11 protein-coding genes are annotated in these 12,145 nt (G+C 41.0%); 7 read left to right on the top strand and 4 right to left on the bottom strand.

Annotated elements, in window-relative coordinates; genetic code table 11:
* Positions 1–30: 30 nt before the first annotated feature.
* Positions 31–342: a hypothetical protein gene (locus F8S12_RS24135; RefSeq protein WP_442946828.1), complete on the top strand. Its 312-nt coding sequence runs from the start codon at positions 31–33 to the stop codon at positions 340–342.
* On the opposite strand, the gene F8S12_RS24130 is transcribed toward F8S12_RS24135, so the two are convergent.
* A complete protein-coding gene (locus F8S12_RS24130; protein WP_163928443.1) occupies positions 265–534 on the bottom strand; it encodes a YciI family protein in 270 nt (89 codons plus the stop codon). The genes F8S12_RS24135 and F8S12_RS24130 overlap by 78 nt on opposite strands.
* A gap of 210 nt (positions 535–744) precedes the next feature.
* Positions 745–3,207, bottom strand: coding sequence for a phenylalanine--tRNA ligase subunit beta (gene pheT / locus F8S12_RS24125; protein WP_196518848.1), 2,463 nt, complete (start codon positions 3,205–3,207; stop codon positions 745–747).
* A gap of 457 nt (positions 3,208–3,664) precedes the next feature.
* Between pheT and F8S12_RS24120 the strand changes: the two genes are divergently transcribed.
* Positions 3,665–3,904 carry a type II toxin-antitoxin system Phd/YefM family antitoxin gene (locus F8S12_RS24120; protein WP_230968231.1) on the top strand — a complete coding sequence of 80 codons (240 nt, stop codon included), beginning with the start codon at positions 3,665–3,667 and terminating at the stop codon, positions 3,902–3,904.
* A complete protein-coding gene (locus F8S12_RS24115) occupies positions 3,901–4,302 on the top strand; it encodes a type II toxin-antitoxin system VapC family toxin (RefSeq protein WP_196518847.1) in 402 nt (133 codons plus the stop codon). The genes F8S12_RS24120 and F8S12_RS24115 overlap by 4 nt, the downstream gene beginning before the upstream one ends.
* A gap of 192 nt (positions 4,303–4,494) precedes the next feature.
* Here the strand turns inward: F8S12_RS24115 and F8S12_RS24110 are convergent, their stop codons facing one another.
* On the bottom strand, positions 4,495–4,692 hold the full coding sequence (locus F8S12_RS24110) for a type II toxin-antitoxin system VapB family antitoxin (RefSeq protein WP_196518846.1): 198 nt from the start codon (positions 4,690–4,692) through the stop codon (positions 4,495–4,497).
* A gap of 82 nt (positions 4,693–4,774) precedes the next feature.
* Complete coding sequence (locus F8S12_RS24105) at positions 4,775–6,160, bottom strand: response regulator (RefSeq protein WP_196518845.1); 1,386 nt, start codon at positions 6,158–6,160, stop codon at positions 4,775–4,777.
* Positions 6,161–7,037: 877 nt separating this feature from the next.
* Here F8S12_RS24105 and F8S12_RS24100 point away from each other — a divergent pair.
* The 4 genes from F8S12_RS24100 to rfbF all read left to right on the top strand — a co-directional run bounded on the left by F8S12_RS24100 (position 7,038) and on the right by rfbF (position 12,029).
* Entirely contained in the window at positions 7,038–7,712 is a 675-nt protein-coding gene (locus F8S12_RS24100; protein WP_196518849.1) for a vWA domain-containing protein, read from the top strand.
* Between the two features lie 50 nt (positions 7,713–7,762).
* Positions 7,763–8,545 carry a PP2C family serine/threonine-protein phosphatase gene (locus F8S12_RS24095; RefSeq protein WP_196518844.1) on the top strand — a complete coding sequence of 261 codons (783 nt, stop codon included), beginning with the start codon at positions 7,763–7,765 and terminating at the stop codon, positions 8,543–8,545.
* A gap of 57 nt (positions 8,546–8,602) precedes the next feature.
* Complete coding sequence (locus F8S12_RS24090) at positions 8,603–10,774, top strand: tetratricopeptide repeat protein (RefSeq protein WP_196518843.1); 2,172 nt, start codon at positions 8,603–8,605, stop codon at positions 10,772–10,774.
* A 481-nt stretch (positions 10,775–11,255) separates the two neighbouring features.
* Positions 11,256–12,029 (top strand): glucose-1-phosphate cytidylyltransferase, encoded by a 774-nt coding sequence (gene rfbF, locus F8S12_RS24085; RefSeq protein ID WP_196518842.1) that lies wholly within the window; start codon positions 11,256–11,258, stop codon positions 12,027–12,029.
* The last annotated feature ends 116 nt before the right edge of the window (positions 12,030–12,145 follow it).

Below are 12,145 nucleotides of genomic sequence, written 5' to 3'. Positions count from 1 at the left end.
GGGGAGCAGGGGACTAGAGTTCAAAGACTCATTCACGAGTATCAAAGACTCGTTAACGGAGTTCAAAGACTCATTCACGAGTATCAAAGACTCGTTAACGGAGTTCAAAGACTCGTTAACGGAGTTCAAAGACTCGTTAACGGAGTTCAAAGACTCATTCACGAGTATCAAAGACTCATTCACGAATATCAAAGACTCGTTAGCGAGTATCAAAGACTCGTTAGCGAGTATCAAAGACTCATTTCCTATTCTCCCCATGCCAATTTAAAAAGCCTGAATCCATTCTTTGACAGAATATTCAGTCCAGATGCCATTTTTCCAGTAGGGGTCATTTTCAATTAACTGGCGCACGGTGGCTTCGTCTTCGGCTTCGTAAATCCCAAAAACTTTTGTGACATCTTTGGTGGGGCCAATGGTAATTAGTACACCAGATTCTTTCTGTTTTGCTAATCCGTCTAAATGAGCTTGACGGTGGGGGGTGCGTTTTTCGAGAACGTCTTCGCAGTAAGTTCCCCAGAGTACATATTTAGGCATGGTTAATCAATCCAAAATTTAAAATCTTAGTACAGCAAAATTAGTAGCTTTTTTAAACGCAGAGGGACGCAAAGGGAAGCGCAGAGGGGCGCTGAGTTTTGCTTTTAATTCGCTATGAACTTATGAAATTCTGTACTTAGTTTATCGGGTAAGGGTTACAAGGGATAGTTTTTCTTTGCTGTCACCTGTAACCTTTTCCCTTTTTTACTCCTAACTTCTCAGATTTACGCCGAATTTTTCTACCAAGGCTTCACGAACTTTGTTGTGTACTGGTTCGACTTCTGCCTCGGTGAGGGTGCGATCGCTTGCCCGATAAATTAAGCGAAATGCTAGACTCCGTTGTGCTTCGGGGACATTTTCGCCACGATATTCATCAAACAATTCCACTGATTCGAGCAAATCTTTGCCAGCCTGGGTAATTGCTTTTTCAAGTTCCGCAACTGAGACTTTTACGGGTGCAAAAAAGGCGATGTCGCGATCGCTCGCTGGGTAAGTAGAATAGGGCTGGAATGTCGGCGTGAGAATTTCATCTTGTTCTAGAGAATCTAAAAGCACATCTAGATCCAACTGGAAAACATAAACGGAATCTGGTAAGCCTTTTTCCCGCCGCAGTTGGGGATGGAGTTGCCCAAAAATACCCAGTCTGTTACCCCGAATCCACAAAGAAGCGGTGCGTCCTGGATGTAAGCGATCGTCTCGGCGATCGGGTTGAAATTCGATTTCCAAGCCAAGTTGCCGAAATACACTTTCTAAAATGCCTTTGGCTTCAAACCAGGTTATAGGTTGTTCGCGTCCACTTTTTGACCATTTGCCAAGGGAGCGATCGCCTCCGATAATCCCAGCCAGGGCTTCTGTTTCTTCCAAACCGTCTTCTTCTCGCCAGAAAATTTGCCCAATTTCAAAGCCGTTGAGGGCACCATTACCCTGCTCTAAATTATATTGAAAAGCGTCAACTAAACCAGATATCAAATCGGTTCGCAGCGCTGAATATTCTGCAAATAAAGGGTTTGACAGGATTATCCCTCTGTCTTCTCCTGGTTTGACTAAAGAGTAGTGGATTAATTCTGTCAATCCTTCAGCCCGGAGGAAAGCTCGTAATTTGCGAATCAGTTCTTGATCTAAAGGCAGATAGCCAGCTTCCGCTTTTTCTGGTAGAGTATCGCAGAATTTATTGTAGCCATAGAGACGAGCAATTTCTTCAATTAAGTCAATTTCTCGCTCTAAGTCGCGGTAACGATAGGGTGGTACGGAAACTGACCATGTACGCTGATGGGGGGTATCTTGTTCTGAGACATCGGCTGATGGAGTTAACTTACATCCCAATGCAGTCAGGACGCGCTCAACGTCTTGTTCTTGCAGTTCTCCCATGTCGTCTTCTAAATCGATGGGCCCCAATATCTGATTAACTCGGTCTAAGCGCAGTGCAATGGAACGACTCCAGGTAGACGAATCTGGGCGGGTGTCGTCAATTTCCTGCTGCACAAGAATTCCACTAGCCAATTCGCTAATTAAGGACAAAGCGCGGCGATTGGCTATTTCCAACTCAGCCCGGTTAACTCCCCGTTCATATCTGCCAGAAGCCTCACTTCTTAATCCTGCACTCCGGGAAGAACGGCGAATTGCTACGGAATCAAATAAAGCTGCTTCTAAAACTAAGCTTTGAGTACCTGCATGGACTTCTGTTTCCTCTCCTCCCATGACTCCCGCCAGGGCAACAGGTTTGTCGTTAGCGGTGATTAACAAATTTTGGGTTGATAGGGTGCGAGTCTGTCCATCCAGGGTTTTGAGGGATTCCCCAGCAGTGGCGAAACGGACACCGATGGTTAAATTTTTGTCATCTGTAAGAGATTTTAGGCGATCGCAATCAAAGGCGTGCAGTGGTTGTCCCCATTCCAACAAAACGTAGTTAGTAATATCCACAACATTACTTATGGGACGTACCCCAGCAGCCCGCAAACGCTGTTGCAACCATTCGGGAGACGGGGCAATTTTGACCTGTTCAATTACCGTACCGATGTATGCAGGACAAGCTTGGGTATCGGCAATTTTTAAAGCTAAATTTCCGGCATTTTTGGAAATAGAGACTTCACCAGGTTCAGAAATGCTCAACTTTCCACCAGTTAAAGCTGCGACTTCTCTAGCTACGCCTACCATACTCAGAGCATCAGCGCGATTAGCAGTTGCAGTTAAGTCTAAAATTACATCATCTAAACCCAACAACGGACGGACATCACTACCCAATGATAGATTTTCCTGAGTAAAAATATGAATTCCGTCTACATCGGTGGGCAAACCGAGTTCTTTTAAAGAACAAATCATCCCCTGAGATGCGACACCACGTAGTTTTGCAGGTTTAATTTTTAAATCAATGTTGGGTAAGTAAGTACCCGTAGTTGCCACTGGCACATAGATATCTGCCTTCACATTGGCAGCGCCACAGACAATATTTAAAATCTCACCTGCACCGATATCGACTTGGCAAACACTCAATTTATCGGCGTTGGGATGGGGTTGACGCTCAAGCACTTTCCCGATAACTACGCCATTTGCCCAAGTGCGGCGGTCTTCAATCTCTTCAACCTCAAACCCCGCCATTGTCAGGGTTTCGGCTAATTCTTCTGGACTAAGTTTTATCTCTACTAGTTCGCGCAGCCAATTTAGAGAAATACGCATGGAGTGTGCTTTTTTTAGGAATCGTCTTTTGCTCTAATTTTAGGGTGTTTACTAGCGATCGATCGCAAAGAATAGTAGTGCTAAGAGTTGCAAATATTCAAGTAGAAATTTTGAGTATCGGAGAGGAAATCATCCAATAAGTCATTTAGATTATCAGCAATTATTTGTAAAAACCCTGAAACGATTCATTTCTAAGCTCTTTACTAAGTTTAGACTTCGTTACATAAATTGATTTTTTAACGCCGACTTACTTAAAATTGGTAGTCTCCAATACTTGACTAATTAAATACTTTATCTTGAGTATATAGTAACCAGCAAACAGTATGACGTAATTTTTAGTTTGAAGCGTAACATGGGCTTGTTTTTTCTCTCTTCTCAACAAGCCCAACTTTTTGCTGTGAGCAATTGATTTATGACTTTTATTATAATGCTGGTAATGAGTAGGGCATAAATAAAAATGTCATCAAAAACTTTCGATATTGCTGACTTATCGGATAATTTAGCTGATTTATTGTTAGATATCCAAAATCATGTTGAAGTGACCCTAACTCGGCAGGGTGTCCCTTGGGCAAGGGTTTTGCCTTTGTCTCAACCCCAAGAACAGCCTGTAGTTCCCAAAGCGGGTTTAAATCGTGGCTCTATGGTAATGAGTGATGATTTTGATGAGCCTTTACCAGATTCTTTTTGGGGTTTATGAAGGTTTTATTAGATACTCATATTTTTATTTGGTGGGATAGTGAGCCTGAGAAGTTATCACCAAATATTTTAAGTTTGCTACAACAAACGGACACAAAACTATATGTCAGTGTTGTTAGTTTGTGGGAAATACAAATTAAGAGTCAGCTAGGGAAGCTCACGCTTAGTCAATCGTTAGAAGACATCTACGACAGCCAAAGTAAAAATGGGATCTCTTTTTTGTCAGTTATCCCTACCCATATTCTAAATTTAAATACTTTACCTCTACATCATAAAGATCCGTTTGACAGAATGCTAATTTCTCAAGCTTTAGTAGAAGGTTTAACGCTAATTTCTATAGACCAGATATTTAAACTTTATGATGTGCCATTATTTTCTGGTGATTTCGGAATCAGATAATAAAGATATTGTCTTGAGAAGTAAACTTAGCTAAAGACCAGACTGGGAGCATCTCAGTTTTGCAAATATACCAGATGAGAAAAAAGATTCTTGCTCCCTCTCCTTAGTAAGGAGAGGGTTGGGGTGAGGTTTTACAAAGCTTTTTACGAAAGTGAGATGCTCCCGACCAGACTGAAGTATCAACAATAACTTTCATCGACTCCGACGCTGTTGCTTGTAGTCATAATTATCGTATTCAATCGTGCCAAATAGCTCCAAAATTTTCAGTTGCTTTCGACGTTGTACATACTCTCGTAATGCCTCTTCAACAACGGCATCCTTAGTTAGATTACCACCAAGTTCGAGAGCTTCCTTAATTAAGTTTTCGTCAATTTCTACATTAGTAGCCATGTGCAAATTATTCTAATTACGAATTACGTTAGCGTAGCGGTAGCGAGTCCGCGAGCGTCATTACGAATTATTTTATAGTTATTTAAGTCAAATGCATGAAGACTATTTTCAATAATTCAGCACGAGTAAACGGTTTTGTGAGATATCCTGATGCTCCTACCCATTTCGCTTTTACTTTGTCTACAATTCCTTTACTGCCAGTAACAAAAATGATCGGAGTCTTCTTAAACATTGGATTATTTCGTATAATCCGACACAACTCATAACCATCAATTCCTAGCATGTTTAAATCTAGCAAAATTAAGTCCGGTTTGTGCCTGATAATTGACAAAACGGCTTTTACTGGATCGTTGATAGTCACTACAGAAAAATTTTCATTTTCTAAGAAATGGCTAATTTCTTTGAGAATTGTGGGGCTATCATCTACAGAAACGATTTTGTGGACTTTTTGTGCCGTTACAGTAGCAGCCGTTACTCTTTGGGAAGCAGGATTTATGTTATCTAATATTGTTGGTTCCTGAAAATTGTCTTTTGGAGGAGCAGAAATCTCTGGTAATCGCTGAACAGGAGCTATATTATCTTCAGAAATATCTGGGTAAGGGTTGACGGTGGTACTTACTTGTTCTTTAGTATCAACTAACTCTGTACTCAATTTTGAGAAAAGCGCTCGCTCTTCAAATATCTTTGGTAATTTATCAAAGGGTGGATCAGGTTCATGCAAGATAATCGCACCTTTAAGGATGTAAGGGTATAAATTGCGAGCCAGTTGGATTTCATCTTGATTCAAAATTGCAGCCAGATGACAAAGGCTGAAACCCTTCATCCAGTTAGTCAAATCTGGCTGGAGTTTTGGTAAATCTTTTTCCTCAAGTTTGCTGTCAATCAACAGATATGGACGTTGATATGGAGAAGAAACTTGGGGAACCAAAGCTTGCCAATTTTGTAATCGTGCTTGGCAATGGGTTAAAACTTTTTCCACATCTAGCAGACAAATTTTTGGCGTTCTATCCAGTGGTTCTGTTAATTCATAAGTACCTTCTTTGATTAGCAAAAATGATTCAATCACCTCTTTAACTAATTCTTGAATCAGCAGTGCTGCTTGTGTAGAATGTAAATGTTGTTGACTAACTAGCCAGGATATAGCTTCGTACTCAGGAGGCTGGCTTCTCGAATTGCTGTCATCTTCGATTAACTGACTATGTGAGTCAGGTTCAAACATTAGACGTACTTGAACACGAACCTCGCCAGTAAGTAGTGGAATTTGGTAACTAAGGCGACGCAAATGACGTTCTAACCGATCAAAGGGTTCTACTGAATGGGTAGCGTAGGTTATTTTGCCTTGTTCTAAGTAAATCGACCAAGAAACTGAGTTACTCAATGCTTGTAAACAAGTACTGTCAGAGCAATTGGATAATTGTCTTAACAAACTTAAAGGACGTAGTTTGGCGAATGTACCGGAATTATTCATATTTCTCAAGTTTTTGGCGGAATAGCAAGTAAATATTTGTAGATTGAAAATATCAGTTATGAAGTATTTTCTTCTTTGGAATATTTCTCTACGCACAAACTATTTCTTTTAAAATATGTATATATATTAAAATTTATAAGTCTTATAACTTATTTGTTGCTTTTTATACATTTTCCTTACAAGTAAAAAACAAGTAGCCATTATGAACTCGGTATACCAAAGATACATGAAAAACTTCTCTCCCTACCACCCCTAATCCTTAGTCGGTGGGGACACTGAGTTCTCCAACCTCTTCCTACTCCAGAACATCTGTCTCAAGTCCAGTGGGTATGAATAAAGGTAAATACTTATCATGGCTAGACTAGCAGTAGATGTTGATTGCTTCTGGGTTTTACTAACTACCGACACCTATTGTCTGAAGACCTTAATAACTACCTTTATTTATACCCAATTACTTACTAAGCAAATTTGATTCAAAGTTCGTATAGTTACAACACTTACATGCGTACACTTTTAAAGCTAATAATCTTAATTATGGTTAATAAGTTTTCTATAAAGGAACGATTCTCCAACATAAAATCTTTAAAAACTTATCTAGGAAAGTTTACGTATTTATTGTACTGTAAGTTTAATGGATATAAATTTTTGGTAGATCCACTACAACAGGTAATGCTGGGTTTTGATAAACTACTTTTGCTAAACTAAGCCTTGCTCAAGTTCCTCTTAAACGTATAGAGAACTTGGTGAAAATAATTTGTTTAATAAAGATTAGAGCATCTACCACTAGAGACATATCTGTAATCGCGTCGGTGATTAAAACCATATACTTTGAGAAAAGGGAAAGAAGGCTTTGAACCTTGATATAACACAAAAAGTTATAAATGATACATTAAAACTTGATGAAGTCGTAGAATTTGCTGAGAATCCAGAACCACGTTGTCCTTGCGTTCTCTTACTAGACACATCTGGCTCAATGCAAGGAGATCCGATTGAGGCTCTAAATCAGGGTTTACTAAGTTTGAAGGATGAATTAGTTAAAAATTCCTTAGCAGCAAGACGGGTGGAAGTAGCGATCGTAACTTTTGATAGTAATATCAATGTAGTACAAGATTTTGTGACTGCCGATCAATTCAATCCGCCCATTTTGACAGCACAGGGTTTGACTACGATGGGTGCAGGAATCCATAAAGCTTTGGACATAATTCAAGAGCGGAAATCTCAGTATCGTACCAATGGGATTGCTTACTATCGTCCTTGGGTATTCATGATTACCGATGGAGAACCACAAGGCGAGTTAGAGCATGTGATAGAGCAAGCATCCCAACGGCTACAAGGAGATGAAGCAAGTAAGCGGGTAGCATTTTTTACAGTAGGTGTGGAAAATGCGAATATGACGCGTTTAAATCAAATAGCTGTGCGTACCCCCCTGAAACTCAAAGGATTAAATTTTATCGAGATGTTTGTCTGGCTGTCAACTAGTATGTCAGCTGTTTCTCATTCGCAGATGGACGAACAGGTAGCACTACCGCCGATTGGTTGGGGGACTGTTTAATTAAAGCTCGCAGCTTGATGTTTACACAGCTAGCTGTTGGAAAAAAATCTATGAACATATCAAAACAGATTGCTCAATGGCGGATTGTGGCTGCGTCTGTATGTGGTACAAGTCACTTAAAAAACAAGCAGTTATGTCAGGATGCTCATCACTGGCAGATGTTATCAGATAATATTTTAGTGGCAGCCGCAGCAGATGGCGCAGGTTCTGCTAGCCTTGGGAAAGTGGGAGCTATGGTTGCTGTGGAGACAGCAATAGAAAATATTTCCACTAAAGGACTCACCCGAAGCATTTTGACTGATGATGCATTGGTGCGATCGCTTTTAAATGATGCCATGCTAACGGCCAAAAAAGCTGTGGAGGATGAGGCGGCTGCTTGTGACAAACAGCCTCAAGACTTAGCAACTACCTTAATTATGATGGTGGCTACACCAGAACTTGTAGCTGTGGCACAGATAGGTGATGGTTTGGCAGTGGCAAAAGATGGCACGGGCAACCTCCTGGCCCTGACGATGCCTGACAGTGGCGAATATATCAACGAAACCACTTTTTTGACTTCGCCGACTGCCTTAGATAAAGCGCAGATGAGATTATGGCGCACAGAAATAGCCAATGTTGGTATAATTACTGACGGACTCCAAATGCTGGCTTTAAACATGGTTGTTGGCGAACCTCACAAACCCTTCTTTTTTCCACTGTTTGAATTTGTAGCCAATACCCAGGATAAGACCGAAGCCAAGGAGCAATTGGTAAAATTTTTACGCTCAGAGCGGATTACACAACGCACTGACGATGATTTGACACTCATTATAGCTGCATTCAACAACTCATAAGCAATAAATCTACAGGTTTCACATCTTACAATAACTCCCGTTAGCGGTAATTTCATTATGCAGGTACTACGTTGTTCTCCTAGAAAAGAAATCCTCAGCCTCAGTGTCAGTTTGGGGCGTGGCGGTGAAGCTTGTGTTTATACAGTGCCATCCGATAACAACTTGGTGGCGAAGATTTACCACAAGCCAACGACTGCCCATGCTGATAAACTCCAAGCGATGCTTGCCAACCCGCCGGAAAACCCTACGGCTAGTTTGGGGCATATCTCTATCGCTTGGCCAGAGGATTTATTACGGGCGGCAGATGGCAAAAATAGCATTCTCGGCTTTTTAATGCCACGGATTCAGGGGATGCGTCCAATCATCGACTTTTACAACCCCAGAACCCGTCGCCAACACTGCCCCCTATTCAACTATCAGTACCTGCTCCGCACGGCTCGAAACCTAGCGGCAGCTTTTGCGGCTTTGCACGCTAGTGGATATTGTATTGGTGATGTGAACGAGTCAAATATCCTCGTCAGTGACACAGCACTGGTGACTTTGATAGACACAGACTCTTTCCAAGTACTCGACCCAAACAATAATGTTGTTTATCGCTGCCCAGTAGGTAAACCAGAGTTTACCCCACCAGAACTACAGAATAAAACTTTTGCCCAGCACGATCGCGAAATCTCTCACGACTTATTTGGGTTATCGGTGCTGGTATTTCAACTTTTAATGGAAGGCACCCACCCATTTTCGGGGATTTTTCAAGGCGCTATTGAGCCACCACCCTACGAAGCACGCATTGCATCGGGTCATTTCACTTACAGCCAAAAGCGGTACGTACCCTACCTACCGACACCCATCGCACCCCCTTGGGAAATTCTCCATCCCAGCTTACAAGAACTATTTGTCCGTTGTTTTGAAGAGGGTCACAACAACCCACTGCTGCGCCCCAGTGCCCAAGCTTGGCTCTCAGCAATAGCTGAAGCCGAAGATTCCCTGATTACCTGCACGACAAATCCCCAGCATCGCTACAACAACCACATGCGTAGCTGTCCCTGGTGTGAACGTACCGTGCGATTAGGCGGACGCGACCCCTTTCCATCACATCGGGCTATAGAAGCTAGAGAACATCTACAGCCGCGAATCAAACCGAGAAAGCGCCACACTCAGACACCGCATTTTCCACAGCGAGGGATGTCACCGCAATTAGCTAATTATTGGCAGCCAGTAATTACCCCAAGTCGTTCATCTTATAAATTTTCCAAGAAGTCAAAGTTGTACCCAATTATTTGTTGCTTGCTAGGTTTTGGTTTATTGGGATATGCGGACGTAATGATTAAATTTACTCAGCCGTTAGTTTCCCAAAATGCTTACACTCAACAAACATTGCAGGCTCGCCAGATAAATAATAATAAACTCAGCTTCGCTGATTACTATCAGCAGGGTGATGCTGCTTACAAAGAGCGAGATTATGAAAAAGCAATTGTCAACTTTACCGAAGCAATTGAACAAGAACCTACCCATGCCATAGTTCTTGTTAATCGTGGCAATGCCCGCTATAACTTGAAAGACTACGAAGGGGCGGTTGGAGATTATAGCCAAGCTCTCAAAATTCAGCCTAATCAAATCAAAGCTCTTGTAAATCGGGGTAATGCCCGCTATATGCTCGCCGAATATAGCAATGATCCTGATACAGAGTATAACCTAGCGATCGCTGACTATAATCGCGCCATTGGACTGGATAATAAGGAAATTGAAGCTCACATCAGGCGGGGGATTGTCCGCACCCAAATGGCTAAATATAGCGGTGAATCTCAACAAGCTTACAAAAGAGCGATCGCAGATTTTACCGAGGCAATAAAACTTAATGCATCCCAAGCAGAAGCTTACTTTCAACGGGGTGTTGTCTATTATCAAATTGCTCAATATAGTAGCAATTATGAGCAAGAATATAATCAAGCGATCGCTGACTTTAACCAAGCATTAACTATTAGCCCCAAACTAGCAAAAGTGTATCTTAAAAGAGGTATGGTTCGCTATGAACTGGCACAATATGGTGGTAGTGAATCGAACAAAAACCAGACGAAAGCTATCGAAGATATCCAGGCATCTGCCAAGCTCTTTCTTGAGCAAGATGATATGGATAATTATCAGCAAGCACTCAGTAACATGTGTGTAGTCGTAGAAAACAAATGTGACCCTTTATTCCAGAGTTCAAGTAATATGGAAACAACTAATTAAAAACAAGTAAGTTTTGTTACTTGCTTGTTAGTGGTTTTGATTTCAGAAATCAAGCCTAACTAGGATTAGCACCAGCTAATCCTAGTTGTTTTATGTGTGACATTTTTATTTAATTGAGTAATTTATTTTCATGTTTCTAGATATTCATAGAGCTTTTATATAGAAAATATTTTAATTTATATTTCCTTTATAATTTTGCCGAAAATTACAGTTAGATTATTGACGGGAAGAATAAATAAGAAATCATTTTTTCCCTCTATAAGTGCATCCTCTTCATATCGAGAAAGTCAGCCAATTTTGGATTTTAGATTTTAGATTTGGGATTAGTCATCGAATGTCATGAGCGTATGAGTATATTTGTTCCGCCTATTTTCAGAGCAGGACATATACCAAAAACTCTTTTAATCAAAAATCCAAAATTCAAAATCTAAAATTGGCGTGGTCAAATAATCATATCCCTACAAATCTCCGAGGTAATTGCATGAAAGCGGTGATTTTGGCTGGAGGTCTTGGTACACGCCTCAGTGAAGAAACCAGTATCAGACCCAAGCCGATGGTTGAAATTGGTGGTAAGCCAATTCTCTGGCACATAATGAAAACTTACTCTGCCCACGGCATTAATGACTTCATCATTTGTTGCGGTTACAAAGGTTACGTAATTAAGGAGTATTTTGCTAACTACTTCTTACACATGTCAGATGTTACCTTTGATATGCGATTTAACCAGATGAACGTGCATTCTGGTTATGCTGAACCCTGGCGTGTCACCTTAGTAAATACGGGTGATAATACAATGACAGGCGGACGTTTAAAGCGAATCAGTGAACATCTTGGCAATGAGACTTTTTGCTTCACCTATGGTGATGGTGTAAGTGATATTAATATCACCGAGCTAGTTAACTTTCATAAAGCACAAAATACATTAGGAACACTCACAGCCGTTCAACCAGCCGGACGTTTTGGAGCCATTTCTTTAGGATATGAGCAAACTAAAATCACCAGCTTTCGGGAAAAACCGGAAGGTGATGGAGCTTGGATTAATGGCGGTTATTTTGTGTTAGAACCAGAAGTAATCAATTTGATTGCTGATGACTCTACGGTATGGGAGCAAGAGCCATTAGAAAAGCTAGCTGATATGGAACAGCTCTCTGCTTTTAAACATGATGGTTTTTGGCAACCAATGGATACTTTACGCGATAAAAACTATCTAGAGGGGCTATGGAAGAACAGTCAAGCTCCTTGGAAAGTTTGGTAAGAGTAGGGAGTAGGGAGTAGGGAGTAGGGAGTAGGGAGTAGGGAGTTAGGAGTTAGGAGTTAGGAGTTAGGAGTTAGGAGTTAGGAGTTAGGAATTTGGAGTTTGGAGTTTGGATT

This window comes from Nostoc sp. WHI (assembly GCF_015714725.1).
In the GTDB taxonomy this organism is placed as follows: Bacteria; Cyanobacteriota; Cyanobacteriia; order Cyanobacteriales; family Nostocaceae; genus Nostoc.
This window is presented reverse-complemented; position numbering and strand designations above follow the sequence as displayed.

What these genes read in the sequence shown, in the direction of transcription:
- F8S12_RS24130 (WP_163928443.1), bottom strand. Translation starts at nt 534, where the DNA reads ATGCCTAAATATGTACTCTGGGGAACTTACTGCGAAGACGTTCTCGAA.
- pheT (WP_196518848.1), bottom strand. Translation starts at nt 3,207, where the DNA reads ATGCGTATTTCTCTAAATTGGCTGCGCGAACTAGTAGAGATAAAACTT.
- F8S12_RS24120 (WP_230968231.1), top strand. Translation starts at nt 3,665, where the DNA reads ATGTCATCAAAAACTTTCGATATTGCTGACTTATCGGATAATTTAGCT.
- F8S12_RS24115 (WP_196518847.1), top strand. Translation starts at nt 3,901, where the DNA reads ATGAAGGTTTTATTAGATACTCATATTTTTATTTGGTGGGATAGTGAG.
- F8S12_RS24110 (WP_196518846.1), bottom strand. Translation starts at nt 4,692, where the DNA reads ATGGCTACTAATGTAGAAATTGACGAAAACTTAATTAAGGAAGCTCTC.
- F8S12_RS24105 (WP_196518845.1), bottom strand. Translation starts at nt 6,160, where the DNA reads ATGAATAATTCCGGTACATTCGCCAAACTACGTCCTTTAAGTTTGTTA.
- F8S12_RS24095 (WP_196518844.1), top strand. Translation starts at nt 7,763, where the DNA reads ATGAACATATCAAAACAGATTGCTCAATGGCGGATTGTGGCTGCGTCT.
- F8S12_RS24090 (WP_196518843.1), top strand. Translation starts at nt 8,603, where the DNA reads ATGCAGGTACTACGTTGTTCTCCTAGAAAAGAAATCCTCAGCCTCAGT.
- rfbF (WP_196518842.1), top strand. Translation starts at nt 11,256, where the DNA reads ATGAAAGCGGTGATTTTGGCTGGAGGTCTTGGTACACGCCTCAGTGAA.